This window comes from Bradyrhizobium sp. Pa8 (assembly GCF_052588265.1).
Map to the genome: position 1 here is coordinate 8,820,320 of NZ_CP176767.1, position 24,758 is coordinate 8,845,077.

The following is a 24,758-nucleotide window of genomic DNA, read 5'->3' on the forward strand; positions in this document are numbered from 1 at the left end:
TCCGTGCTTACGTTCCAAAATTCTTCTGGATCGCCTTGTCGAGCGTCTCGCCGCCGACGAAGCGCTGGCGCAGCTCGCGCTTGAGCAGCTTGCCGCTCGGGTTCTTCGGCAGGCTGTCGACGAAGATGACGCGCTTAGGCACCTTGAAATGCGCCATCTGGCCGGCGCAGTGCTTGATGACGGCGTCCTCGTCGAGCTTCTCGCCGGTCTTGACCACGACGATCGCGGTCACCGCCTCGATCCAGCGCGGATCGGGCAGGCCGACGACGGCAACCTCGGAGACCGCTGGGATGCGGTAGACCATCTCCTCGACCTCGCGGCTCGCGACATTCTCGCCGCCGGTCTTGATCATGTCCTTGACACGGTCGACCACGGTGATGTGGCCGTCTTCATCGACGGTGGCGAGATCGCCGGAGTGAAACCAACCGCCGGTGAAGGCCGCCGCGGTCTTCACGGGGTCGTTGTAGTAGCCGGAGAGCAGATGCGGCGAGCGGTGCACGATCTCCCCGACCTCGCCCACTTTCACGTCTTCCATCGCCGTGTTGACCACGCGCGTCTCGACATTGAGCACGGGCTTGCCGGCCGAGCCGGCCTTGCGGAGCTGGTCCTCCGGCCGCAGCACGGTCGCGAGCGGCGCGATCTCGGTCTGGCCGTAGAAATTCCAGAATTTGACGTTGGGCAGGCAGCGCTGCAGCTCGAGCAGCACCTCCACGGGCATGATCGAGGCGCCGTAATAACCCTTCTGCAAGGTCGACAGATCGGTCTTGTCGAAATTTGGCGAGCGCAGCATCGCAATCCAGATCGTCGGCGGCGCGAAGAAGGAGGTGATCTTGTGCGCCTGGATCAGCGCCAGGATGTTGTCGGCGGTCGGTTTGCCCGTGATCACGCCGGAGGCGCCGAGATAGATCTGCGGCCCCAGGAAGACGTCGAGCTGGGCGCAGTGATAGAGCGGCAGCGCGTGCAGGAACTTGTCGTCCGCGCTCATGCCGCCGTCAATGATGCAGCTCACGTACTGCCACATCACGGCTTCATGGGTCAGCATTGCGCCCTTGGGCAGCGACTCCGTGCCGCTGGTGTAGACGATCTGTGCGAGATCGCGGCTGTCGACCGAGGTCTCCAGGAACGAGCCGTCGGGGCTGAGGAGATCGTCGAAAGTGGTGAGGCCCTCGGGCGCCTTGGCCGGATCCTCGCCCGGCAGCCAGATCATCTTTTCGACCGCGCAGCCCTTGGCCGAAGCCGCGCGCGCGGGCTCGACGAAATCGGGACCGGTCGCGAGCAGCTTGGCGCCGGAGCTCTTCAGGATGAAATTGATCTCGTCCGGATTTAGCATGAAGTTGATCGGCACCAGCACCGCGCCGATGCGGGCCACCGCAAAACGCAGCGCGGCAAAGGCATGCGAGTTGCGCGAGAGCACGGCGACGCGGTCGCCCTTCCTGACGCCGAGGCCGAGCAGGCCGCGGCCGAGCCGGTTGCAGATCGCGTCCATCTCGGCAAACGTCCAGCCCACATCGCCGCAGCTCACTGCGAGCTTGTTCGGCTCGCGGCCTGCCGAGCGGCGCAAGAGATCGCCGATGGAATGCTCGCGCGCTTTCGAGATGGTGGCTGCGGTGTCGCCGGTCATGTGTTCCTCCGTGTGATGTTTTTATTTGTTCGATTTGTTATCTGAAATCTTGCGTCATCTGCGCCGGGCCGCCTGGGCGTGCTCCATGTACATGTGCTCGACCGACCGATCGAGCGAGGCGATCTTCTCGAAACCGCGCCGCCAGTCCTGCAAGTGCCGGCGCGTCCAGAGCACGCCCGCCTCGCGGTCGCGGCGGCGGATCGCGTCGATCAGATGGCGGTGCGCGGCGACGAGGCGTGGGCCGCCTTCTGCAACGCCGGTCACGATCATCTCGGTGGTCGGATAGAATAGCTGCGCCGCCGGCTCGCGTGCGAGCTGGAGCACGCGATTCTGCGAGGCCTTGGCGACCAGCACGTGGAATTCGGCATCGCATTCGGCAAGCGCGGCGGGATCGCCGACCACGGCCTCGCTGCGCACGAGATTGTTGGTGAGCTCGGCGAGGTTCTCTTCGGTCGCGCGCTCCACCGCGCCTTCGATGCTCGCCACCTCCAGCGTCATCGAGGCCTCGTAGAGCTCGCGGAACGTCACCTCATGCAACACCAATGCGCGGCTGAGGCGGCTTGCGAGCTTGGTGTAGCGCGGCAGGCAGGCGTGCAGACGGCGCGAGGAATCGCGGCTGATCAAGCCGCCCTCCTCCAGCACGCGGATGCCTTCGCGAATGGTCGAGCGGTTGACACCGAACTGGCGCACCAGATCATGCTCGGTGCCGATGGGATCGCCGGGCTTGATGCGCCCATTGACGATCTCGCGCTCGATTGCGTCGGCGACTTTCTGATAGGCCGGCGCGACATCGATCGGACGGAAGAGCGGCGAAACCGGCACGATAGCCCCCAATGGCGATTGTCCGACAAACTATAGGGTCGCCCCGAAGACGCGTCAAACTGCATCATTCATGCCGCAGATGCAGCAAATTGACTCCTGAGGAACCTCGCTCTAGCTTTGTCGGACAAAGGGACAGAATAGTCCCGTACAAGAGGAAACGTATCATGAGACCTATCGCAGCACTCGTGTCTGCGGCCGGCTTGCTGTCGGCTGCCCTGATCGTCCCCGCCTCCGCCCAGCAGACCCCGCTCAAGATCGGCGTGCTCTCCGATTTCTCCTCGGTCTATTCCGACATCGGCGGCCAGGGGAATGTCGAAGCCACCAAGATGGCGATCGAGGATTTTGGCGGCCAGATGTTCGGCAAGCCGATCGAGATGGTCGCAGCCGACGTGCTCAACAAGCCCGATGTCGCCTCCACCATCGCCCGCAAATGGTGGGAGACAGAGGGTGTCGACATGATCATCGACTTGCCGACCTCGGCCACCGCGCTCGCGGTGATGGAGCTGTCGAAGCAGTACGAGAAGGTGATGATCGTGACGGATGCGGCAAGCTCCGACATCACCGGCAAATCCTGCTCACCCTATACCGCGCACTGGACCTATGACACCTATTCCAACGCCCACACCGTCGGCAGCGCCATCGTCAAGAACGGTGGCGACAGCTGGTTCTTCCTCACTGCCGACTACGTGTTCGGTCATTCGATCGAGCGCGACACCGGCGATGTGGTAAAGGCAGCCGGCGGCAAGGTGCTCGGCAGCGTCAAGCATCCGCTCAACACGGCCGATTTCTCGTCATTCCTGCTGCAGGCCCAGGCCTCCAAGGCCAAGATCATCGGGCTCGCCAATGGCGGCGGCGACACCATCAACGCGATCAAGCAGGCCGGCGAGTTCGGCATCGTCGCCGGCGGCCAGAACCTGGCCGCGATCGTGATGTTCATCTCCGACGTGCACAGCCTGGGCCTGAAGCTCGCGCAAGGCCTGATCATCACCGAGGCCTATTACTGGGACCTCAACGACAAGACCCGCGCCTTCGGCAAGCGTTTCCAGGAGCGCATCAAGCGCATGCCGACCATGAACCAGGCCGCGACCTACAGCGCCACGCTGCACTACCTCAAGGCCGTGCAGGCCGCCGGCACCAAGGACACCAAGACGGTGATGGCCAAGATGCGCGAGCTCCCGGTGAAGGATGCCTTCACCGACAACGGCATCCTGCGCGAGGACGGCCGCATGGTGCACAGCATGTTCCTGTTCCAGGTGAAGAAGCCCGAGGAATCCAAGGGCCCGTGGGACTATTACAAGCTGCTCGCCGAAGTGCCCGCCGACCAGGCCTTCCGGCCGCTGAAGGACGGCGGCTGCCCGCTGGTGAAGTAATGCTGAGAACGACGGACCTGCATCGCCAAGCGCGGTGCAGGTTCTCTAGCGCCGTCGCAAATCCGACGGGCTGTGGCCGAACTTCTTGCGGAACACCGTGCTGAAGTGCGACGAGCTGCTGAAGCCCAGCTGATAAGCGACTTCAGTGATCGACAAGGAACGCAACTCGGGACGCGTCAAGACGTCGTAGCAGCGCTGCAGCCGGCGATCCAAAATCCATTCGGACACCGAGACATCGGTGAGCCGGAAGAGATAATGCAGATGCCTGAGCGAGACGCCATTGCTCTTCGCAATCTTCTCCAGCGACAGATCCGCATCGGTGAGGTGCGCCTCGATCCAGGCCTTGACCGAGCGCAGGCGGGCCTGTTGCGCGCTCGCATCCTCCGAAAATTCGTCCCGCTCGCCCATGTCGAGCGCGAGCGCCAGCACGTCCATCAGCTCACCGCCCAATCGCGTTCGCGCGGTCTCGTCGAGCGGCGCGCCTTCCGCGGCGAGCGTCGCGCAGAACTCGGCGGCGATCCGGCCAAGCCCGCGGCTCGTCGCCATCGTCGTCACGACCGGCAGCCGTCCCTCGCTGAAGCGCGCCGAGAATTCCGCGCGCGGAATCTCGAGGTAGAGCGATCGTACCTTGCCGACGCATTCGAGATCATAGGCCTCGGAGGCCGAGAAGATCGCGCTTACGCCGGGATTCGACAGCAGGGTCTGGCCGGCCTGGAGCACGTTGACCCGGCCCTGCTGGACGAATTCGACGTAGTAGCAATCCTTGTCGAGCTTTGCGATATGCCGTTCGCGGCGCGAGATGCGCTGCTCCGACAGCAGGACGTCGGTCATCGTCACCGCGCCGAACCGTGCCTCGCGAATGAAGCCGTGATAGTCGGACCGCTCCTCGGCGGTCACGTCGACATGGACGTAGACGTCGCAGATCGCGCCTTGCCACGCGGCGTAGCGTTTGGACGGCTCCAGATCGTCTGTCGAAAACACCAGGTTCATCGTCCGCCCATCCGTTGCGCTGCCATGATGAACGTCGTTTGTGCATCGCACAAGCCGGCCACGCATCGAGATTCTAGAGGGCCGCCGCCTGCACGCAAGACCGTTTGCGCGGAGAAGCAAAAGCTTTGCGCTCCGGAGCAAGCCGCGTTCCGGCATGTGGCCTATGAAGAACAAAAAGCAGTCCACAAAATAGGCGGGAAACGTTCGCTTGCGTCAGGTCCAGTCAACTGCTGCACAGCTTGCCGTGCCGCCCGAATGGCGATGCCCGTGAGCAGCGCCTCGTCATCGCAAATCACAACGCGGTTCACGCAGCCGGTCAAAACCATCGCCGATATCGAGGCGTTGGAGCAGAGGCCTTACGATTCGCTGGTCCCTTCCCGCAATCTGCTCGATCTCTTCGAAGCCACGGCGCACCTGCATCCCGATCGGCCCGCACTGACGGTGCTGACCAAAGGCTCGCGCGAGCCGGGCGACGCGACGCTGACGCACCGGCAATTGCTTGCGGAGATCATCCGCGCGGCCAATCTGTTCCGGTCGCACGGGATCGGCGAGAGCGGCGGGACCGCCGCGTTCCTCTGTCCGATCCTGCCGCCACTGTTCCCCGCATTGCTCGGCGCCCAGGTCGCGGGCGTCGCCAGCTCGATCAACTATCTCCTGAGCGAAGACGCAATCGCCGACCTGCTCGAGGCGCAGAACGCGACTGTGCTGGTGATCCCGGCCGAAGCGGCCGATCGCGCGATCTGGGCCAAGGCGGCCAACATCGCGAAACGCATCCCGTCGCTGAAGACCATTTTTGTGATGGGCGCGAACGGCCCGCTACCTGGAGGATTTCTAGACTTCAATGAGACGGCCGCAAGCGCGCGCGGCACACTGGACTTCGCACCTTCGACCGATCGCAATGCGATCTGCGCCCTCTTCCACACCGGCGGGACCACCGGGCGACCTAAGCTGGTTCGGCTGACACATGGCAACCAGATCCATGCGGCCTGGAGCTTTGCGCAGGTCCACGGACTGGATGAGCTGGATGCCGCCGTGAACGGTTTTCCGCTGTTTCACGTCGGCGGCACGATGACGCTCGGCCTGTCGATTCTCGCTGCCGGCGGCCACGTGATCATTCCCTCGCCCTACAGCCTCCGAAGCCCCGATGCCATCAGAGACTATTGGCACACCGTGGAGCGCTTCCGCGCGACCATCGTGAGCGGCGTGCCGACCTCGATTGCCGCTCTCGCCGAGGTGCCGATCGGGTCCTCCGATGTCAGCACCGTTCGAATGGCGCTCACCGGCGGCGCAGTCGCTCCAAAGGCCGTCAGCGAGAGATTTCAGGCGCGGACCGGGATCACGTTGTTCGAGACCTACGGCATGACGGAAACCGCAGCGGCGATCGCGTTCAATCCTGGGCGCGGGACGTCCGTGCAAGGCAGCGTCGGCTTCAGGGCGCCGTTCGCGAAGACGAAGATCGTCGCGCTTGACGATGCCGACCTGAAGATGGAATGCCCGCCGCTTACCAGCGGGCTCGTCCTCGCCAGCGGACCGCAAGTTTTTCCCGGATATCTCGATCCTCAGCACAGCAAGGGCGTGCTCACCGACGACCACTGGATCGTCACCGGCGACGTCGGCTATCTCACCCCGGATCAGCGCCTCGTGCTGACGGGGCGCGAGAAGGACCTCATCGTACGAAGCGGTCACAACATCGACCCTGCCGCAATCGAGGACGTCGCGAACGCCTTCCCCGGTGTCCAGATGAGCTCGGCCGTCGGCATGCCCGACGCCTACGCGGGGGAGGTTCCAGTTCTCTTCGTGGTGCCCTCCCCCGGACAGACAATCGATCTGGCGCAATTGCGCGAGCATCTCGAACACAACGTCAATGAGCCTCCTGCGAGGCCAAAGCGCGTCATCCTGCTCGAAGCTCTTCCGGTTACCGCCGTCGGCAAGATCTTCAAGCCCACGCTTCGCGATCTCGCCGTCCGGGAAAAAGTCAGGACCGAGATCGATCGCATCTTCGGCCCCGACACCGCGGCAGATATCCTCGTCGAGAAAGACGAGAAGCTCAACACACTCGTCAGCATCTCGGTCCATTCCAGTGATCAGGATCGAACAAGGATGCTTGCCGAAAGCCTCGCAGCGCTTCCACAAACCTATCGCATTGAGAACCGATCGTCCTGACGGTCGCGCAACAGCCGAGTCAAAGAAAGGCAAGACGGGGATGAAGCGCTTTCGTTTCAATCAGCAAGAGATCGTCTTCGCCGTCTTCGCGCTGCTGTTCCTTGTGTTTTCGATCTTCCTGCGCGGCTTTCTGACGGCGGACAACATGCTGACGCTGCTCCAGAACGTGGCAGTGCTCGGCATCCTCGGCCTTGCCATGGCAATCGTGGTGATCGGACGCGGCATCGACATCTCGCTGATCGCAGCCCTCGCGGTGCCGCCGGGACTGGTGCTCCAGATGGTGCAGAACGGTCATTCGCTACCGGCCTCGCTGCTGACCGCCGTCCTGCTCACGATTGCGTTTGGCCTCGTCAACGGCTGGCTGATCGCCTATGCCGAAGTCCCTTCGCTGTTTGCGACGCTGGCGACAGGCCTGTTGCTGGCTGGGCTGGGGCAGACCGCACTGTTCCAGCTCGACGTCGTGCAATGGAGCCCCGGCATGGACGGCTTCGAGCGGCTTGGACAGGGCACCATTCTCGGCATTCCGACGTCGATCTGGATGTTCGCAATCGCCTGCATCGTGGTCGCGTTCCTGCTGCGCCAGACGCGCTGGGGCGCCTATATCTATGCGATCGGCGACAACCCCTACGCCGCGCGTGTCACCGGCATTCCCTCACGCCCGATCATCGTCCTGCAATATGTGATCACCGCCCTGATCGGCTGCTTTGCCGGCCTCGTGATGGCCGCATCCGTCAACTCGATGCCGACCCGCATCTTCAACTCGACGCTCATCTATGACGTCATACTGGTCGTCGTGCTTGGCGGCATCGGGCTATCGGGCGGCCGTGGCGGCGTGCTCAACGTCGTCATCGGCACGCTCGTTATCGGAACGATGCTCAACGGCATGACCATCATGGACATCTCCTACGCCGGACAGAATCTCATCAAGGGCGTGGTGCTGCTGTTCGCCGTCATCACGGACTCCTTCCTGAATCCGCGCAACGAGGAAACGGCCCAGCAGGGCGACATCTGAACGATCCAACAATAACGACAACCACAACCAAGGAGGAAGCAATGAAGCATTTCGGCAACCCGACAAGAGCAATTGTCGCCGCACTGGGTCTTGCGGCAATGACCGCGCCGGCCCTCGCCCAGCAGGGTCTGGACGAGCCGTTCCAGAAGCCGTTCAAGGAGGCACTGGCCGGCAAGACCGTGGCCTATGTGCCGGTCGCCATGAACTTCGACCTCACTGAGGGCTGGTATGCCGGACTAAAGAAGGAGCTCGAGCCGTTCGGCGTCAAGTTCGTGATCCGCGACGCCAACTGGAACACCAATGCCGGCGCGCAAGCCGTCACCTCGCTGATTTCGGAGAAGCCGGCGGTGATGGTGGTTCATAATCCGGACGTGCAGACCTACGCCAAGCTGCTTCAGCGCGCCGAGAACGAAGGCATCTACGTGATCCAGATCAACATGGGCTCGGCCTATCGCAGCTCGGCCTTCGTCGGTGCCAATTGGGTCGAGATCGGCGAACGCCAGACCGAAGGCGTGGTCAAGGCCTGCGAGGGCAAGTCCAACAAGATCGCGATCATCCAGGGTGCGCTGTCGGCCGCCGCGAGCGCCTATACGCTGAAGGGCGTCGAGAACGTGCTCGCCAAGCATCCTGAAATCAAGGTGGTGTCGAGCCAGGCCGCCGATTGGGATGCCGCCAAGGCCAAGGCGATCACCCAAACGGTGCTGAAGCAGAATCCCGATCTCTGCGGCATCGTCGGCTTCTGGGATGGCATGGACATCGGCACGGCAGCGGCCGTCAAGGAGGCCGGCCTCACCGGCAAGGTGTTCGTGGCGACTTCCGGCGGCGGCGAGCGCAAGGGCGCCTGCGAACTGGTGAAGTCGGGCGCATTCGATCTCAACATGAGCTACGACGTGCCGACCCAAGCCGCGCAGATGGCCGGCACCATCAAGTGGCTGCTGTCGTCGGGTGTCAAGCCCGGCTCCGTCAAGGGCTCGGAATACACCACGCTGATTCCGATCACCAAGGAGAACGCCGATAGCCAGATGGCCTGCTGGAATCTCAGCGACCTCAAGAAATAATTGTCGCGACGCAAGACCCTGGCGTCCCGGACGATCTCACGTCCGGGACGTGGTCTCGAAACTTGCAAGGTCCCGGAATTCCGATGCGCGACACTCTGACAAGCCTGCGCTACCGCTACTGGCCCGATCATCTCCTCGGTGAAATCCTGTCCAAGCGATGGACCGAGACAGCCATCCCGGTCATCCTCCTCCTGATCGTCGGCCTCGCGCTCAGCCGGTCCATCGACAATTTCCTGTCGCCGGCGAGCCTTGCCGACACCGCGCGCCAGGCTGGAGAGATCGGCTTCATCGCGCTCGGGCTGGCGCTGGTCGTCATCGTCGGCGGCATCGACCTCTCCGTCGGTTCGATCTTCGCACTGACCGATTTCTGTGCCCTCTATCTTCTCGACGTGCTGGGCTGGCCGGTCCCGGCGGTAGTGGCGGCCACCCTGCTTTGCGGCGCGCTGCTCGGCGCCGTCAACGGCATCCTGATCGGATATTTGCGACTGCGGGCCTTCATCACCACGCTGATCACCCTGATCATCTACCGCTCGGCCTACGATCTCCTGATCCAACGTTACTCCAACGCGATCGCGTCGGCCTTCCCCGACATTCCGTCCTGGGATTTCATCGGCGGCGGCAGCGTCTTCGGCATTCCGACCGTGGCGCTCGTCTATGTCGTCATCGCCATCTTCGGCCATATCTTCATGACCCGGCTGCGCCCGGGCTGGCACATCACCGCGATCGGCGGCTCGCGCCGTTCGGCTTACAATTCCGGCATTCCCGTCCGCCGCACCATCGCGCTCTGCTACGTCGCAAGCGGTGTGCTCACCAGCATCGGCGCGCTGTTCTTCGCGTCGCGGCTTGGCACCGTCGGTGGCGACATCGGCGTCGGACTAGAGGTAATCGTGCTGACCGCGACGGTGCTCGGCGGCATCACGCTCGGCGGCGGCAAGGGCTCGGTCGCCAAATCGGCAGTCGGGGTGCTGATCGTGCTGCTGATCACCAATGGCCTGACGACCATGAATGCACGTGGCGGCGTCAATCGGATGGCGCTTGCCGGCATCCTGCTGGTCGCCGCGATGGTCGATATCCGCTGGCAGAAGAATCGGACGCGCATCATCAGCAAGGTCTACGTGGCCCCCACCTACCACGCGCTGCCGCCACCGCCGCCGACCGAGATCGGGCAAGGCGGCCCATTCGAGCAGAACGACAAGCTGCGCAACGTCGAGTCGATCGGCCTCGGCCGCATCGAGGCACCGGAGGACGTCATCCTCGATCGCCACGACAATCTGTACGCGGGATCGCGCCATGGCGATATCATGCGCTTCCTCGCGCCCGACTATCAGAAGATGGAGGTGTTCGCCCATATCGGCGGCCAACCACTCGGCATGGCCTTCGACCGCGAGGACAATCTCTACGTCTGCATCGGCGGCATGGGGCTCTACCGGATCAAGCCTGACGGCACGGTCGAAAAGGCGACCGACGAGACCAATCGCAGCATGCGCTCGGTCAACGACGACAGCCGCCTGCGGCTCGCCGACGATCTCGACATCACCGACGACGGGCTGATCTTCTTCTCCGAGGCAACGGTGCGTTACGAGATGGACGAGTGGCCGATCGACGGCCTCGAGGCGCGCGGCAATGGCCGCATCATTTCTTACGACACCAAGACCGGCGTGACGCGCACCGAACTGCGCGGCCTCAAATTCCCCAACGGCATCTGCGTCGCCAGCGACGGCCAGTCGATTCTGTTCGCCGAAACCTTCGGCTGCTCGATCAAGCGCTATTGGTTCGCAGGGTCAAAGAAGGGCAAGGTCGAGGTCGTCATGGACAATCTGCCGGGCTACCCCGATAATATCAACCTCGCCTCCGACGGCAATTACTGGCTGGCGCTAGTCGGCATGCGCAGCCCCTCGCTCGACCTCGCCTGGAAGATGCCCGGCTTCCGCCGCCGTATGGGCAAGCGCGTGCCGGTGGACGAATGGCTGTTCCCCAACATCAACACCGGCTGCGTGGTCAAGTTCAACGAGCAGGGCAAGATCGTCGAATCGTTCTGGGACCTGCGCGGCGAAAACCATCCGATGATCACCTCGATGCGCGAGCATCGCGGCTATCTCTATCTCGGCGGCATCCTCAACAACCGGATCGGCCGCTACAAGCTCGACAACGCCGATCCGAACTTCGTCCAGTACGACAAGCGGTGGGGGAAGCAATCGTGATCGCGGCCGTGAGAGAGTTCGCCAACCGCTTTCTCGGGCGCGGCGACGCCACCATCACCGTGCCGTCCTTCGACGGCGCATTGAAGCCCAACCAGAAGCTGGAATCCGCCGAAACCTTGCTGACATGCGAGGCGCCGGAGGATCTCGCCACCGATGGCCGCAACCTCTTCATCGCGGCCGGCCAGCGGCTGATGTCTCTGAATGACGGCACGGCATCGGAGGTCCGCACGTTCGAACGGCCCATCTCCGCCCTATGCGCCCTTTCCGGCGGAGGCCTTGCGGTCGCGCTCGGGGGACGAGAGGTGCGTCTCTACGCAAGCCCCTCGGCCGAGCAGCCAAGTATGACGTTTGCCGATGCCGCCTTCAACGCCATCAACGCGCTGGCACTCGCAAGCGACAACACCCTGATCGCGACGGACGGCTCGGCGACATGCGGCGTCGACGACTGGGCACGCGACCTGATGGAGCTCAACCGGACCGGTCGCGTGTTCAGGCTGGATCCCGGCAACAAAACCGTCACGCTGCTGGCCCAAGGGCTCGGCCACGCCTTCGGTGCCTGCGCGCATGGCAACGGCGTGCTGGTCAGCGAGAGCTGGCGTCACCGCCTCGTTCTCGTGGCGCCGGGCGCATCGCCGCGGCCCGTGCTCGCTCACCTTCCCGTCTACCCCTCGCGGCTGTCGAAAGCGGCGGACGGCGGCTACTGGCTCACCGCCTTCACGGCGCGCACCCAGCTCATTGAGTTCGTGTTGCGCGAGCCGGCTTACCGGCGCCGCATGATGGCGGAGATCGATCCGGCATATTGGGTTGCCCCGCGCCTGCGCTCCGGCTTCTCGTTCAAAGAGCCGATGCAGGGCGCGCACATCAAGACCATGGGCGTGATCAAGCCGTGGGCGCCGCCGCGCTCCTACGGCCTCGTCATCCGCCTCGATGCAGATGGCCAACCGCTCTATTCGCTGCACAGCCGGGTCGACGGTGCCAATCACGGCATCGTTGCGGCGATCGAGATGGGCGACGATCTCGTCCTGATCGCCAAGGGACCTGGCCGCGTGCTGCGACTGCCGCTATCCGGTCTTGCCGAGGAATTCCGTTCATGAGCGACATCGTACTCTCGCTGCGCAAGGCCACAAAACTTTACGCTGGCGTGCCCGCCATCGACGGGGTCGACTTCGACCTCCGCCGCGGCGAGATCCACGCGCTGGTCGGCGAGAACGGCGCCGGCAAATCGACACTGACCAAGGTGATGGCCGGCGTGGTGACACTGACGTCAGGGACCATGACGATCGACGGCGCCGACGTCGCACCACGGACACCGCTGGAGGCGCGCAATCTCGGCATCGCCATGGTGTTCCAGGAAAATAGCCTGGTGCCGACCATGACTGTCGCGCAGAATCTGTTTCTCGGGCAGGAGAAATTCTATAACCGCCTGCGCGGCATCTACATCGCTGCGCAGCAGTTCCTGCAATCGCTCAATTTCGACGTCACGCCGACCGCCACCGTCGGCGGCCTCGGCGCCGCCAAGAAGCAGATGGTGGAGATCGCGCGCGCGGTTCTGCACCGCGCCAAGGTCATTATTTTCGACGAACCGACCGCATCGCTGACGCCGGAAGAGAAGAAATACTTCTTCGACCTCGTCCGCGACCTCAAGAAGCGCGGGGTCTCGATCGTCTTCATCTCGCACGCCCTGGAAGAAGCTTTGCTGCTCGCCGACCGCATCACGGTTCTGCGCGACGGCAAGCACGTCGTCACCGACGATGCCACCAAACTCGACCGTGCGGCGATCGTGCAGGCCATGGTCGGGCGCGACCTCTCCAACACGCTCTACGGTGCGCGAAAGAGCAGCGTACGGCCGCCCGGCGCGCGCGTGCTCACCGTGCAGAACCTGAAGATGGCGCCGATGGTGAAGAACAATTCCCTGTCGGTGTTCGCCGGACAGATCACCGGCGTATTCGGCCTCGTCGGGGCCGGCCGCACCGAAACGTTCAAGATCGTCTCCGGCGTGCTGAAGCGCGACTTCTTCCATGGCGGCGAGATCCTGCTGCACGACAAGCCGGTGCGCTACCGGGTGCCGGCGCCGGCGGTGAAGGCGGGCATCGCCTATGTGACTGAAGACCGCAAGGTCGAAGGCTTCTTCGAGACGTCCTCGATCGCACGCAACATCTATCTCGGCCTTCTGTCGAAATTTCCCAAGGGCCGCATGATGCTATCGCGGCGAGAAAACGAGGCGGTCGGCAGGACCTGGATCGAACGGCTCAAGGTTCGCGCGATCGGTAACGACGGCAAGGTGGTCGAGCTTTCCGGCGGCAATCAGCAGAAGGTCGTGATCGCCAAGTCGCTGGTGCAGGAGCCCGATCTGATCATCTTCGACGAACCCACGCGAGGCGTCGACGTCGGCGCCATCGTCGAGATCCACGAGTTGATCAACCAGCTCGCCGACGAGGGCAAGGCGGTGGTGGTCATCTCATCCTACCTGCCCGAGATCATGGCGCTCTCCGACCGGATCCTGGTCTCACGGCAGGGCAAGGTCGTGGAGGAATTCTCTGCGCTCGACGCGACGGAGGAGAGGATCATGTACGCGGCGATCCACTGAGCATGGCGGTCTACGGCTTGTGCGCTTTCTGGCGCAGCGCCTCGATGAGGCGCAGCTTCAGTTCGTCGGCGGCCTTCTGGCTGACGTCCTGGCCGATCTGCGCGCTCGCCTGCGCCAGCGCATCGGACTTTTCCATAAACTTCCGGCCAGCAGGCTGGGCATAGAACGCCTCGATCTGACGCAGCTCGTCGACGGTGAAGTTCTGGGCGTAGAGCGCGGCGATCTGGTCGATCATCGAGGCAAAGAACGGCGCGTAGATGTCGGAGCCCGGCGCCGTCATTGCATCATAATCGTGCTCGATCTCAGGCCGGTCCTGTGCGACCACCGGTCTCAGCTTGAGCAGGAGCTGCGGGAGCGCCGCGCGATACTGATCAGCGATCTTCAGCGTGGCGACGAGCTTTCGCGCAGCATCCATCGCCTCGGGCGACGGCCCTTGCGCCGACGCGTTGCAGACGAGGAGCAGGAGGGCGCCGGCAATCGTCAACAAAAATCTCGACATGCATCTCTCCCGACAAATCGTCCCGGCGACGCGACGTGTTCTCAACGACGAGCCGGAGCCGCGCCGATGACCGTTACCGGCACGCTTTCGGCGGCGGCCTCCCGCTCGTCGTCGACATCCGTCACCTTGACGAAGAGGCTGGGCACCCGCTCGGCGCGGTCGAGCAGCCACGCCGCCCCGAACATGATGACGAAGCCGGCGAACGAGACGGCGAGTTGCTCCCAGACGCCCCTCGTGAATTGCATCAGGATCCAGTGCGCCGAGAACGACAGGAACACGCTGAGGCAAAAGATCGGCAGCGAATGCTGGCCGCAGAGGATGACCGGATGCAGCCATTTCAAACGCAACGCTTTCCAGTGGCGTGGGATGAAATAGGTCATCCAGATCGCCAGCGCCAGAAAGTGCGTGAAGCGCAGCATGTCGAGGTCGGTCTTGTCGATCGGATAGATCGCCTTGATCATCCATTTCGGGATCAGCGCCTCGAGCGCAGGGATGTGCCAGGTCATCACGATCAGGAACGCGAAGGCGAGCCAGGCCGCCGCCAGTCCCATCACCGCCTTCGACCACACCCATGTTGCGATCTTGTCGATCTGGCCGACGCCACACCAGGCCGCGAACACGAACATCAGCTGCCAGCAGAACGGGTTGAAGTACCAGGTCGTGCCGGGAGGATAGGAGGCGATGTTCCAGTCGAACCAGCGCGCCAACACATACAGCACGACGGAGGCGGCCAGCGTCAGGTTCGGCCGGCGCACCAGGCCCCACACGATGAAGGGCGCGGCGAGCACCAGCGTGATGTAGAGCGGCAACACGTCGAGATTGACCGGCTTGTAGCGCAGCGAGAGCGCCTGACCTATCAGGATGTCCGGATGGTCGAGAAAATTGTGAACGTTGAACTCGTCCGCATACATCGGGTTGTCGAACCTCCTGACCGTACGGGCGATCTGCGCCGTGAACAACAGGAACAGCATGATGTGGGCGACATACATCTCGGCCGCGCGCCGCCACAGCCGCTTCAGCGCGGCGAGAAACCAGCCGCCGGCGACGATCGGCCCGTAGATCCAGCCGACCAGATACCCAGAGATGAAGACGAAGAACTCGGCGGCGTCACTGAAGCCGTAGTTGCGCAAGGTCAGCCAGGCCACGACGTCGTGCGGGATGTGATCGAGGAAGATCATCCACAACCCGATGCCGCGGAAGAGATCGAGCCGCAAATCGCGCTCGACCGGCGCCAACAAAGCCGACTGGTCCCGTGTGATCATGGCCCCGCCTCGTCCGGTGGGCGCCGCGCCGTCGCGGCGCCGAAAGATCGGATGCTAAAAAATGTAGATCAAAAGTCACCTGGCCCTGCGGCTAGTGCCGACGGTAGCCGACCTTGGCGTCCGTGCAAGGGGCTTCATCACCAGGGCGCGCAGACCGCATGAGACCGTGAACGGCGCCGGCAGGAGGTGGTGGTCTTCCCTGTAAAATGTCGAAAACAACCCCATGCACAGTAGAGACGGTCTCTTAAGTCCTTGCCTTGCCTGCGAAACTCAAATGACCCGTCGGGCAAAAAAATCAACCGGGCGGTACGATCGCACACCAGGGAGGGAGCAGGGTCAGGTCAGCTCGCCGCCCCGGGCGAGCATCTCGCTCAGCATCGCCTCGGCCTTGTGCTGGAGCGGCAGCGCGCCGCTCTCGGAGGCGATCGCGATGGTCGCGCGCAGGGCGGCGAGGATGGCTGCCTTGTTCTCCTCGCCGGAGGATGGCGTCACCACGGCCTCGCCGAACAGGGCCTCGGCCTCGAGGCCGGAAAACCCCTGCTGGCGGGCGGTGTTGCGCGCCTCGCGCAGCATGTTCTGCGCGGCCTGGACGTCGCCGAAGCGGAAGGTTGCGAGCGCAAGGTAGATCGAGCTGCGCAGCACCGCCGAGGTATAGCCGACCGCCTTCGCCTCCTCGCGCGCCTCGGCCAGCATGCCGCGCGCCCGGTCGAACAGCCCCTGCTCCAGATAGGCGATGCCGAGGTGACAGGCGAGCACCGGCACGAACAGCCGGATGCCGTGCTTCTGCGCCAGCACGAACCCGTCTTCGAGAATGGCAGCGGCCGCGGCCGGCTCATTGCGGCCGAGCATCAGCCAGCCGCCGCTATAGGCGGCGGCAACGCGGTCGTAGGGACGGTTGGTCTCTTCCGCGATCGCGGCGGCCTGTCGCTGGAGCTGGCCGGCGGCGTCGAGCTCGCCCATGACGGTGCGGGTGATGCTGTTCATCATGCAGCACAGCAGGAGCAAAGATCGTGCAGTCGTGCCGATTGGGGCACTCGCTGCGGGCGCGGCGAGATGGGCGCGGGCGGCGGCCAGCATTTCCTCTGCGCCATGGTAGCGCCCGGCAAGAAAATAGGCCTGCCCGAGGCCATACTGCGCGAGATTGCGCCAGGCGGGATTGCCCGAGGTCTCCGCCAGATGCACGACGTCTTCGCCGATCGCGACAGCTTCGACGGGCGTTCCATAGAAATTCTGCGCCCCCGCTCTCATCGTCATGGCCGCGACCTTGCGCCCAATGTCGTTGATCGCATCGGCTCGGCGTTCTGCTTCCCTTCCCAAATCCAGGGCTTCGGCGACACGCGCCGATCCGGCAAAGGCCAAACGCGCCTCCATCCGGAGATCGATGGCATCCACCTCTCGCGCGTGCGTCACTGGAGTCTTATCGAGAGATCCCATCGCGATCTCGAAATAGTCGACCGCGTCGGCATAGGCCGAGCGAACCAGACATTTTCGAGCGGCGCTCCTGCCGTGTTGAAACGCCTTCTGCCAATCCTTTGCCCTCGTCGCGTGATAGCAGAGGGTGTCCGGACCATCGGCCCATGCCTCATCGTCCTCAAGGGCTGCGAGTATGCTGGCATGGATGCCGTCCCGCACCTTTTCGACCATCGAATCGTAGGTCACCTGCCGGACCATCTCATGCCGAAATTCGAGCGAGTCCTCCAATTCACTGTCGATCCTGACAAGCAGTTCGGCGCGATCGAGCGCGGTAAGGCAATCCTGCAGGACATCTTCCGGCAAGGCCGCTACCTTCCGCAGCATGGCCTGGTTTGCTCGATGTCCAAGCGCCGCAGCTATCTGGAGGAGTGACCGTTCTTGTCGAGACACGCGATCAAGGCGCGCCGCGATGACGCCCTGGATGCTGCTGGGGATACCCAGCTCATCAACAGGACGCGCGAGGGAAAGATCACCCCACTGACCAAGAAGCATGCCGCTGTCCTTCAGATTGCGGCAGACTTCCTCGATGAACAGCGGAACGTTGGACGTATGAGAAATGATCCGATTCTTCAGGTCTGCGTTGGTCGTGGCGGGGCCAAGCATGTCCGCGAGCATGGCCAGGCCCGAATCGTCGTCGAGAGGCCGCATCGCCACGATTTCCGGGCGACAGCGCGCGATCCACACCGGCATTCCATTGGGCCGCGTCGTCAGTAGCACAAGCAAATCGGGGCATTGCAGCCCGGAGAGGGTGGCCACAACGGCATCGCTGGCGCGATCGATCCAGTGCAGGTCCTCGATCAGAAGAATCGTGCGCTGGCGACGGGCGACGCTCTCGACGATCGCACAGCTCGCATCTGAAATCGCGCGACCACGCGCGTGAGGCTCCAATTCGTCCCATTGCGAATCGGAAATCGGCAGGTCGAGGACCGCGTCGACCGCTCGCTGCTGTACTGTTGGCAACGCGTCTCTGGGATCGTCCGCCTTGGTCTGATCAAGGATCGACAGCAACAGACGCTTGAGGGCGCTGTACGGCGCACCCTGGAGATTCGGGCTGCACTCGGCATCGATCAGCCGCCAGCCACTGGCGCGGAGGTCCTGCGCGAACTCATGCGCAAGCCGCGACTTGCCAATGCCGGCGTCGCCCATCAGCAGGACCGTCTGCCGGCTGGCGCTGACCCTTTCCGCAGCGCGCCACAGCAAGGCCCGCTCCGTCGTGCGATCGACGAACCGGGAAATACTGCGCGCTCGCCGGACCCGCCAGCTCGAAAGATCGCTCGCGCCCATGACCCGGTACACGGGCTGGGGTTCACCAAAGCCGCGGAGCGCCTTGCGGCCAAGGAATTCAAAGCGGACGTGCCCATCGGCGAGCTTCTGGCAGGCCTCGGAGACGTAGATCTGGTTCGCCTCGGCCGCGGCCTCAAGCCGCGCGGCCAGATGCTGGGCTGCTCCGCCGATCTCGTAGACCTTGGAGAATTCGCTCGCGACCATGTAGGCCACGACATGGCCCGAGTGGAGGCCAACCCGGACCTGAAGTCCGGGATCGCCCAGGCTGCCGACACGCCGGACCAGCTCAATGGCCGCGTGGCAGGCCAGCGGCGCATGGTTGTCGTCGGCAATCGGGGCGCCGAATACCGCGGCCAACCCGTCGCCCAACTCCTTGCTGACGATGCCGCCGAACTGGCGCACCGCGCCCCTCATTGCCGCGAGCGCCGGTTCAAGGCGCAACACCGCCGCCTCCGGCTCCAGCTCGGCAACAAGACCTGTGGAATCGACGACGTCGGCACGCAGAATCGTCACAAACCGCCGTTCGCTGTCGGGGTCGATGCGCTGACGGACCGCCGCTCCGCATTTGGAGCACCAGCTGTCGCCCGGACCAACCGCCGACTGACACGCGAAGCAATGCATTCCAGTGCCTTCAACGACTGCCTCCGGCAGTCCCGCTCCAACGCCCGCGAGGCGTTTGACGTACATTACCCATAGTGGAATGCATGGCAATTGGGCTTGCGGGATACGCGATGTTACAGGATGGTAGCTCCCTGGGCGAAGTACAGTCCTGAGTGGTAGCGTAACTGCGCACAACAAATTGCGTGATCGGCCGCAGCGTGACGCGTATTTTCGGCCAGTCCCGTTACCGATTTTGACAAACAGACATATCGAGGAAAGAGGCGATGGCCGGACTGGTATATAGCGGCAAGGCATTTCGAGACTTGATGAACAGCAATTACTACCCTCTGGCGAATATGAAAAAGAGCGTCGCGAAGCTCAAGGCATCGGACGACATCGACCTGCCGACTTTGGAATACGGCCAGTACCACCTGATTTTGAACCCGGCATCGAATTGGCCGCAGGGAAGCGCCAAGTATTGGCACAAGGAGAAGGGCCGGGCCCGCGTCGACCTCAGCACCCAGCCGAACACGGTCCCCCTGTCCAAGGATGAGCCGGGCGTCATTCCCCTGACCCGATGCGATCTGCTCGATGCCTGTGTCCGGAAATGCTTCAACTCCGAGCCGCCGATTCCGATGAAGACGAAGATCGTCACCCATGCGGCAAGCGATGCTTTCGCGCATCGGCACGAGATCCGGCTGGAGTGGGAGTACAAGAAGGGCGAGGACAAGGCTCCCACGCTGCTCTATCTCACGATGGTCTGCCCGCACAGGTCCTGATCTCCAGAAACGTTCTGCTTCGTCCAAGAAATTGCCGTCGCCCGCGCGCTCCAGGCGCGCGGGCGCATTGTTTTTGCCGACAGCTCATGCCACTGGCCACTGGCCCACAGTCAGCCTATCCCCCTTTTCGAGCAATCCATCGCGAGAGCGCCATGGTCCGCTTCGGCCGAGAGCCGTTGCCAAAGCCGTAACGTGTCGCGCCTGTCCCATCTCTCGTCATGGGCCTGTCGCACGAAAATGATTCGCTGCCCGTCGGAGTGCATGCGAGTTGCCTCTACGAGGCGATCGTCCTGCGCGATAACAGGAGCGCCCGATGCCCGTTGGACTGCTGGAGGTCGTAGGCACCATCGATGTCGGCCAGTTCTGGCCGGAAGGCCGGTCGGACGCCGACACCACCAAGGTCGTGGTGAATGTCGCCCCTGACGCGATCCGCTTCCGCAAGAACGACTCGGTGCCGTTCCAGCCGACCCACGTCTTCGAGGGCGCCAAGGTCAAGGGCCGCACCGCGACGGCGCCGATCAAGAACGGCAAGCTCACCATTCGCCTTCAGGGCATCGACGCGCCGGAGCTGCATTATCAGCCCTCGCCGCTCTCGGCCGCCGAGAAGAAAGGCCTGAGCGACGCCAAGCGGCAGGCCTATCACGAGGTCACACGCCCCTACCGGCAGTTTCTTGGCGCGACGACGAGCAAGGCGCTGCATGACTTCCTCGGCAGCGCCGGCGGGCCGACGCTCGCCTGCCGCGTGTTCACCCATGTCGATGCGCCGAACGAGGTGTTCGACACCTATGGACGGCTGGTCGGCGACATCGAGGTGACGGTCGCCGGCAAGACCATCGACATCAACCACTGGCTGGTCGAGCAGGGCTTTGCCTATCCGACCTTCTACTCTTCGATGAACGACGACGAGATCAAGGCCTTCCTCGCGCTCGCGAAGCCCGCGCGCGCGCAGAAGCTGCCGGTCTGGAAGCATCTCGCCAAGACGACTCCCGCCTTCGACTTCGACCTGCGCGAGCCCAAGAAGAACGAAACCGACGTGCTCGCGACCGATAAGGGCCCGGTGATCCTGCCAAAACTTTATCGCCGCTACACCAATTGGTCGGCGCGCAAGAAGGCGAAGGTGACGAGCCAGACCTTCCAGAAATTCTTGGGCGAAGGCTCCGGCGGCAAGCCCGACACCTGCTACGAGATCGACGACTTCCTGACCAACGGCGTGCACTCGGCCACGCCGCGCAATTTCGCCGACTTCGTCGAGGGCGGCAAGACGATCAAGTTTCAGCCGGAGGGGCTGGTGTTCGGCGAGGCGCCGTCGAGTCTCGTCGGGGCGGACGGCAAGCCGATCACAACGTTCTGAAGATGCGCGCGGCCGACCGGGATCGACGGCGTTTTGTCGCAGATTGTTGCCGGCCGTGAGCTCGCATCTTCATGCGCCGCTATTCTCCTGTCGTTGCAGGCATTTCCGGCGGCCGAGCCTGGCTGATCAAAGACCGCTCGCGCTAACGGTTAGAATTCGCTACTACACAACCATAGATTTTTCGTCTATTTTCGGGGTCGCGGCGATTGCAGAGCGTCCTCGGTCAAAGTCCGAGTGATCCAGGATGCCGGCTCTCAAAACGAGCCGGTGGATGAGAGCAAGATCAATCCGGCGGAGCTGCCTGCCCGTTCTCTCGGCGGGCCGGCGCCGCAGTCAAGCAACAAGGAGAACGGCATGCTGGTTCGACAGAACGTGTGGGAGCTTGGCGGCGACTGGGCGGATCCGATTCTCTGGTACGCGCGCGCGGTTGGCGCATTGAGGCCGAAGCCGCTCAACGATCGAACCAGCTGGCGCTTCTGGGCCGGCATGCATGGCTATCATCAGGGCCTGTGGGAGTTCTACGGCTACAAGGGGCCCGCCGAGCAAGTTCCTGCGCAGGCCGACTTCGACGAGTTCTGGCAGCAATGTCAGCACGGCAGCTGGTATTTTCTGCCGTGGCACCGCGGCTATCTGATCGGGTTTGAGAAGCTCATTCGTTCGACCGTCGTGACGCTCGGCGGGCCGTCTGACTGGACCTTGCCCTACTGGAACTACTTCAAATCCGGTCAGGATGGCTTGCCGCCGGCATTCGGCAGCCCCGACTGGCCGGACGGCACAGGCAACAATCCCCTCTTCATTGAACAGCGGTGGGGACCCGGCGATCCGTCGCAGCCCGGCAAAGTCTTCGTCCCGCTCGATGCCGTGAACCTGGATGCGATGGACGTTCACGAGTTCACGGGTGTGGCAAGTGGCGGCGACCGCGGCTTCGGTGGCATCGACACCGGCTTCGAGCACGGCGGCACCAAGCATGGCGACATCGAAAGTCAACCGCACGACCAGGTTCACGGCCTTGTCGGCGGCGAGAAGATGTTCCCGGAGGCGAGCACGAGGCCATTGCCGGGACTGATGTCGTCACCGGTGACGGCCGGTCTGGATCCCATCTTCTGGCTGCACCACGCGAATATCGATCGGCTGTGGCAAAGCTGGAGGCAGAGCGATTCCCGAAACACGGATCCGGAAGAAGCCAGTTGGAAGAAGGGACCGGCCAGCCTCGGCCAGCACAAATTTGTCGTTCCTCTCCCCGACGGCTCGCCGTGGGAGTACACGCCGGAACAGATGTCGGACTTTGCCGGGGTGGGCTATACTTACAGCGATTTCTCGCCGGCAGGCGCGCCATTGGTGGCCGTTGCCGGCATGACGGCGACACCACCCGGAGCGGTCGCGATGGCGAGATCGACTGGAGCAGCAGTTGAGGTGCTAGGCGCCAATGCCCAATCGCTTCCCGTCGCAGGGAAAGGTGCCGAGACCTCCGTCCAGCTCGATGCGCGCACGCATACGAAAGTTGCCGCCAGGCTGGCTGCCGGCCCCGCGCCCGGGGCACGCGCGGAGCAGGTCTTTCTCAATCTGGAGAATGTGCGCGGATATTCCGACGCCACCGTGCTGCAGGTCTATCTGCAGTTTGCGGGGAAGGACGGCGCGCCGTCATTCGAGCGGCAGGTCGGGAGCATCGGGCTCTTCGGCATCACCAAGGCGACGGAGAGCGATACCGGGCACGCGGGAGACGGCTTGTCGTACGCGCTGAACATTACCAAGCCCTATTCGGAGTTCGCCGGTTCGGGCACTGCCGATCCCGCAAAGGTCGGCGTTCGCCTACAGGCCGTCGCGCCGGTGCAGCAGTCGGCCGACGTGAGTGTCGGCCGCATCAGCATCGTCCGACAGGGCGATTGACGGCCGCTCATGACGCCCGCGGCCTACGAGCGTCTGCAAATCCGTATTCCGCTCACCGTCGCGGCTGCCGCCGCGTGGGTGGCCGTCGTGGCGTTGTCGGACCAGCGCAGGCTGGTCGCCTTCTGCAACAGCGATGTCTGGCCGGCACTGTCGCTCGATCAGCTCGCCTTTGCCATGACGTTCTATTCGCCGGCAAGACTCGCCGGCGAATGGATGCTGATGGTCGCGGCGATGATGACGCCGATGCTCGCGGGCGCTGTCGGGCACGTGCGTGCGCGGAGCCTACCTCGTCGACGCATGCGGTCGATAGCGCTCTTCATGATCGGATATTGCGCCATCTGGGTTGCCTGTGGCGTTCCCATCGTACTGGCCGTGCTGGCGCTGCAACTGATGCAATCATCATCGATCGTCACGATCGCATTGGCAGGATCGCTCGTCCTGGTCTGGCAATTCTCCCCCGGGAAACAGATCTGCCTGAACCACTGCCACGACCAGCCGCCGCTGGCGGCGTATGGGATCAGGGCCGACCTGGCTGCACTCGGATATGGCGTCACCCAGGGTATCTGGTGTTGCGGCGCCTGTTGGGCGCTAATGCTCGTTCCGTTGGCGACGCAAGGCGTGCATTTGCCGGCGATGGTCGTGACCAGTGCATTCCTGATTGCCGAGCGCCTGGACAAACCGCGGCGCCCGGCCTGGGAGGTGCGATGGCCATCGACCGCTGCCAGGCTGCTATGGTTCAGGCTTGGCCTTGCGACGCTCGGAGAGCGCCGGAGTGAAGGCAACCCGATCGGTGCCGACGGCACGCGCGACGACGCGATTCGCGCAGGCGACCGGGCAAACTTTGCCGGCGGTACCGCCGCGCCGGCAATTTTTTCAAGCCGCCGATGAGCGCGAGCCCGGAAACATCGGGAAATCCAACGAAAGGATCTGGCACGCACGTTGCTTGCCCTTCGCGATCGTCTTGAGGGGCCGACCATGCAAGTCACGCCAGGAGCATCAATCTTCGGCTACCAGCCTGCCAAAGCCGGCTCGTCGACCGGTGCATCGAAGCCATCGGCGACCGACAATGGTGGCCTCTCGCAAGCAAGCGAAGATGGCGCATCGGGCGACAGCAGCGTCGTGCAGGAATTCCTGAAATACGCGAAGATGAATCCCTTCGACCGTATGCGGGCTGCCATTCTGAAGAGCATGAATCTCAGCGAGGCCGACCTCGCCAACATGACCCCGGACCAGAGAGCGGCGGTGGAGCAGAAGATCCGGGACGCCATCGAAAAGCAGCTGGAGAAGAAGGACCAGCAGCCCGGCAGTCTGATTGACCAGTCCGCGTAACGACCGCGCGTCACCAGTGGAAGGTCGCGCCTTTTCCAATCTCGCAGTCGAATGCCGTATCCTTGAGAACGGCGTCATTGACGGCATCCAGGATCATCGTGCGCGCTTCGATCCTGCCGTTTGGGTGCACCCTGAACGACAGGAATTCCCTGACCGCCTTGTCCGGTCTCACCGTGAAATGGGTCGTTGCAAAAGCGATCGTCCCGTCAGGCTGGATCATGTAACCGTCAAACCGCATGCTCGCCTTGACCGGAGGCCCAGCCGCGCCCGTGCCGTGAACTTGACAGGCTGAGAGGTCGACGAGCATGCGAAATTCCCTGCCATCGAGGATCGCCTTGTTCAGCGCCGCATAGTCGGCGTTTCCGGGTTCATCCGCGATCGCGGGGTGGGTCCAGAAGCTCGCTACGATCGCCAGAGCGGCGGCGCGGCTGCGCAGATGATTCGACAAATGTGGCTCCCAGGGATTGAGG

The 24,758-nt window shown here is 63.5% G+C and carries 19 protein-coding genes; 12 read left to right on the plus strand and 7 right to left on the minus strand.

Annotated elements, in window-relative coordinates:
• Positions 1-7 precede the first annotated feature (7 nt).
• The gene (locus tag ACKWRH_RS41860) at positions 8-1,621 is read right to left on the minus strand and encodes an acyl-CoA synthetase (RefSeq protein WP_445218298.1); all 1,614 of its coding nucleotides are present in this window, start codon (positions 1,619-1,621) and stop codon (positions 8-10) included.
• Positions 1,622-1,675: 54 nt separating this feature from the next.
• The gene (locus tag ACKWRH_RS41865) at positions 1,676-2,443 is read right to left on the minus strand and encodes a FadR/GntR family transcriptional regulator (RefSeq protein WP_445218299.1); all 768 of its coding nucleotides are present in this window, start codon (positions 2,441-2,443) and stop codon (positions 1,676-1,678) included.
• 164 nt (positions 2,444-2,607) lie between these two features.
• Here ACKWRH_RS41865 and ACKWRH_RS41870 point away from each other — a divergent pair, with 164 nt between their 5' ends.
• Complete coding sequence (locus tag ACKWRH_RS41870; RefSeq protein WP_085403529.1) at positions 2,608-3,813, plus strand: ABC transporter substrate-binding protein; 1,206 nt, start codon at positions 2,608-2,610, stop codon at positions 3,811-3,813.
• A gap of 45 nt (positions 3,814-3,858) precedes the next feature.
• Here ACKWRH_RS41870 and ACKWRH_RS41875 read toward each other — a convergent pair whose 3' ends face one another.
• Positions 3,859-4,803: a helix-turn-helix domain-containing protein gene (locus tag ACKWRH_RS41875; RefSeq protein WP_445218300.1), complete on the minus strand. Its 945-nt coding sequence runs from the start codon at positions 4,801-4,803 to the stop codon at positions 3,859-3,861.
• A 261-nt stretch (positions 4,804-5,064) separates the two neighbouring features.
• Here ACKWRH_RS41875 and ACKWRH_RS41880 point away from each other — a divergent pair, with 261 nt between their 5' ends.
• The 6 genes from ACKWRH_RS41880 to ACKWRH_RS41905 all read left to right on the plus strand — a co-directional run bounded on the left by ACKWRH_RS41880 (position 5,065) and on the right by ACKWRH_RS41905 (position 13,824).
• Entirely contained in the window at positions 5,065-6,966 is a 1,902-nt protein-coding gene (locus tag ACKWRH_RS41880) for an AMP-binding protein (protein WP_445218301.1), read from the plus strand.
• A 40-nt stretch (positions 6,967-7,006) separates the two neighbouring features.
• On the plus strand, positions 7,007-7,978 hold the full coding sequence (locus ACKWRH_RS41885; protein ID WP_445218302.1) for an ABC transporter permease: 972 nt from the start codon (positions 7,007-7,009) through the stop codon (positions 7,976-7,978).
• A gap of 41 nt (positions 7,979-8,019) precedes the next feature.
• Positions 8,020-9,036, plus strand: a complete 1,017-nt coding sequence (locus ACKWRH_RS41890; RefSeq protein ID WP_445218303.1) for a sugar ABC transporter substrate-binding protein — start codon at positions 8,020-8,022, stop codon at positions 9,034-9,036.
• An 83-nt stretch (positions 9,037-9,119) separates the two neighbouring features.
• Positions 9,120-11,237, plus strand: a complete 2,118-nt coding sequence (locus ACKWRH_RS41895) for an ABC transporter permease subunit (protein WP_445218304.1) — start codon at positions 9,120-9,122, stop codon at positions 11,235-11,237.
• Positions 11,234-12,331, plus strand: a complete 1,098-nt coding sequence (locus tag ACKWRH_RS41900; protein WP_445218305.1) for a hypothetical protein — start codon at positions 11,234-11,236, stop codon at positions 12,329-12,331. Before ACKWRH_RS41895 ends, ACKWRH_RS41900 begins: the two co-directional genes overlap by 4 nt.
• A complete protein-coding gene (locus ACKWRH_RS41905; protein ID WP_445218306.1) occupies positions 12,328-13,824 on the plus strand; it encodes a sugar ABC transporter ATP-binding protein in 1,497 nt (498 codons plus the stop codon). Before ACKWRH_RS41900 ends, ACKWRH_RS41905 begins: the two co-directional genes overlap by 4 nt.
• 10 nt (positions 13,825-13,834) lie before the next feature.
• On the opposite strand, the gene ACKWRH_RS41910 is transcribed toward ACKWRH_RS41905, so the two are convergent.
• The 3 genes from ACKWRH_RS41910 to ACKWRH_RS41920 all read right to left on the minus strand — a co-directional run bounded on the left by ACKWRH_RS41910 (position 13,835) and on the right by ACKWRH_RS41920 (position 18,963).
• Positions 13,835-14,323, minus strand: coding sequence for a DUF2059 domain-containing protein (locus ACKWRH_RS41910; RefSeq protein ID WP_445218307.1), 489 nt, complete (start codon positions 14,321-14,323; stop codon positions 13,835-13,837).
• A gap of 41 nt (positions 14,324-14,364) precedes the next feature.
• The gene (locus tag ACKWRH_RS41915; protein WP_445218308.1) at positions 14,365-15,585 is read right to left on the minus strand and encodes an OpgC domain-containing protein; all 1,221 of its coding nucleotides are present in this window, start codon (positions 15,583-15,585) and stop codon (positions 14,365-14,367) included.
• 336 nt (positions 15,586-15,921) lie between these two features.
• A complete protein-coding gene (locus ACKWRH_RS41920) occupies positions 15,922-18,963 on the minus strand; it encodes an ATP-binding protein (RefSeq protein WP_445222571.1) in 3,042 nt (1,013 codons plus the stop codon).
• A 263-nt stretch (positions 18,964-19,226) separates the two neighbouring features.
• On the opposite strand from ACKWRH_RS41920, the gene ACKWRH_RS41925 reads away from it, so the two are divergent.
• The 5 genes from ACKWRH_RS41925 to ACKWRH_RS41945 all read left to right on the plus strand — a co-directional run bounded on the left by ACKWRH_RS41925 (position 19,227) and on the right by ACKWRH_RS41945 (position 24,288).
• A complete protein-coding gene (locus ACKWRH_RS41925; RefSeq protein ID WP_445218309.1) occupies positions 19,227-19,721 on the plus strand; it encodes a hypothetical protein in 495 nt (164 codons plus the stop codon).
• A gap of 313 nt (positions 19,722-20,034) precedes the next feature.
• The gene (locus ACKWRH_RS41930; protein ID WP_445218310.1) at positions 20,035-21,072 is read left to right on the plus strand and encodes a thermonuclease family protein; all 1,038 of its coding nucleotides are present in this window, start codon (positions 20,035-20,037) and stop codon (positions 21,070-21,072) included.
• Between the two features lie 234 nt (positions 21,073-21,306).
• Positions 21,307-22,959: a tyrosinase family protein gene (locus tag ACKWRH_RS41935; protein WP_445218311.1), complete on the plus strand. Its 1,653-nt coding sequence runs from the start codon at positions 21,307-21,309 to the stop codon at positions 22,957-22,959.
• A gap of 9 nt (positions 22,960-22,968) precedes the next feature.
• Entirely contained in the window at positions 22,969-23,847 is an 879-nt protein-coding gene (locus ACKWRH_RS41940; protein ID WP_445218312.1) for a copper chaperone, read from the plus strand.
• A gap of 87 nt (positions 23,848-23,934) precedes the next feature.
• Positions 23,935-24,288 (plus strand): hypothetical protein, encoded by a 354-nt coding sequence (locus ACKWRH_RS41945; protein WP_445218313.1) that lies wholly within the window; start codon positions 23,935-23,937, stop codon positions 24,286-24,288.
• A gap of 10 nt (positions 24,289-24,298) precedes the next feature.
• On the opposite strand, the gene ACKWRH_RS41950 is transcribed toward ACKWRH_RS41945, so the two are convergent.
• Positions 24,299-24,736 carry a VirK family protein gene (locus tag ACKWRH_RS41950; protein WP_445218314.1) on the minus strand — a complete coding sequence of 146 codons (438 nt, stop codon included), beginning with the start codon at positions 24,734-24,736 and terminating at the stop codon, positions 24,299-24,301.
• Positions 24,737-24,758: the final 22 nt, after the last annotated feature.

Excerpts from the sequence above, each read along its gene's own strand:
- ACKWRH_RS41860 (WP_445218298.1), bottom strand. The coding sequence starts at position 1,621 with ATGACCGGCGACACCGCAGCCACCATCTCGAAAGCGCGCGAGCATTCC.
- ACKWRH_RS41870 (WP_085403529.1), top strand. The coding sequence starts at position 2,608 with ATGAGACCTATCGCAGCACTCGTGTCTGCGGCCGGCTTGCTGTCGGCT.
- ACKWRH_RS41875 (WP_445218300.1), bottom strand. The coding sequence starts at position 4,803 with ATGAACCTGGTGTTTTCGACAGACGATCTGGAGCCGTCCAAACGCTAC.
- ACKWRH_RS41880 (WP_445218301.1), top strand. The coding sequence starts at position 5,065 with ATGCCCGTGAGCAGCGCCTCGTCATCGCAAATCACAACGCGGTTCACG.
- ACKWRH_RS41885 (WP_445218302.1), top strand. The coding sequence starts at position 7,007 with ATGAAGCGCTTTCGTTTCAATCAGCAAGAGATCGTCTTCGCCGTCTTC.
- ACKWRH_RS41890 (WP_445218303.1), top strand. The coding sequence starts at position 8,020 with ATGAAGCATTTCGGCAACCCGACAAGAGCAATTGTCGCCGCACTGGGT.
- ACKWRH_RS41895 (WP_445218304.1), top strand. The coding sequence starts at position 9,120 with ATGCGCGACACTCTGACAAGCCTGCGCTACCGCTACTGGCCCGATCAT.
- ACKWRH_RS41905 (WP_445218306.1), top strand. The coding sequence starts at position 12,328 with ATGAGCGACATCGTACTCTCGCTGCGCAAGGCCACAAAACTTTACGCT.
- ACKWRH_RS41910 (WP_445218307.1), bottom strand. The coding sequence starts at position 14,323 with ATGTCGAGATTTTTGTTGACGATTGCCGGCGCCCTCCTGCTCCTCGTC.
- ACKWRH_RS41915 (WP_445218308.1), bottom strand. The coding sequence starts at position 15,585 with ATGATCACACGGGACCAGTCGGCTTTGTTGGCGCCGGTCGAGCGCGAT.
- ACKWRH_RS41920 (WP_445222571.1), bottom strand. The coding sequence starts at position 18,963 with ATGCATTGCTTCGCGTGTCAGTCGGCGGTTGGTCCGGGCGACAGCTGG.
- ACKWRH_RS41925 (WP_445218309.1), top strand. The coding sequence starts at position 19,227 with ATGGCCGGACTGGTATATAGCGGCAAGGCATTTCGAGACTTGATGAAC.
- ACKWRH_RS41930 (WP_445218310.1), top strand. The coding sequence starts at position 20,035 with ATGCCCGTTGGACTGCTGGAGGTCGTAGGCACCATCGATGTCGGCCAG.
- ACKWRH_RS41940 (WP_445218312.1), top strand. The coding sequence starts at position 22,969 with ATGACGCCCGCGGCCTACGAGCGTCTGCAAATCCGTATTCCGCTCACC.
- ACKWRH_RS41945 (WP_445218313.1), top strand. The coding sequence starts at position 23,935 with ATGCAAGTCACGCCAGGAGCATCAATCTTCGGCTACCAGCCTGCCAAA.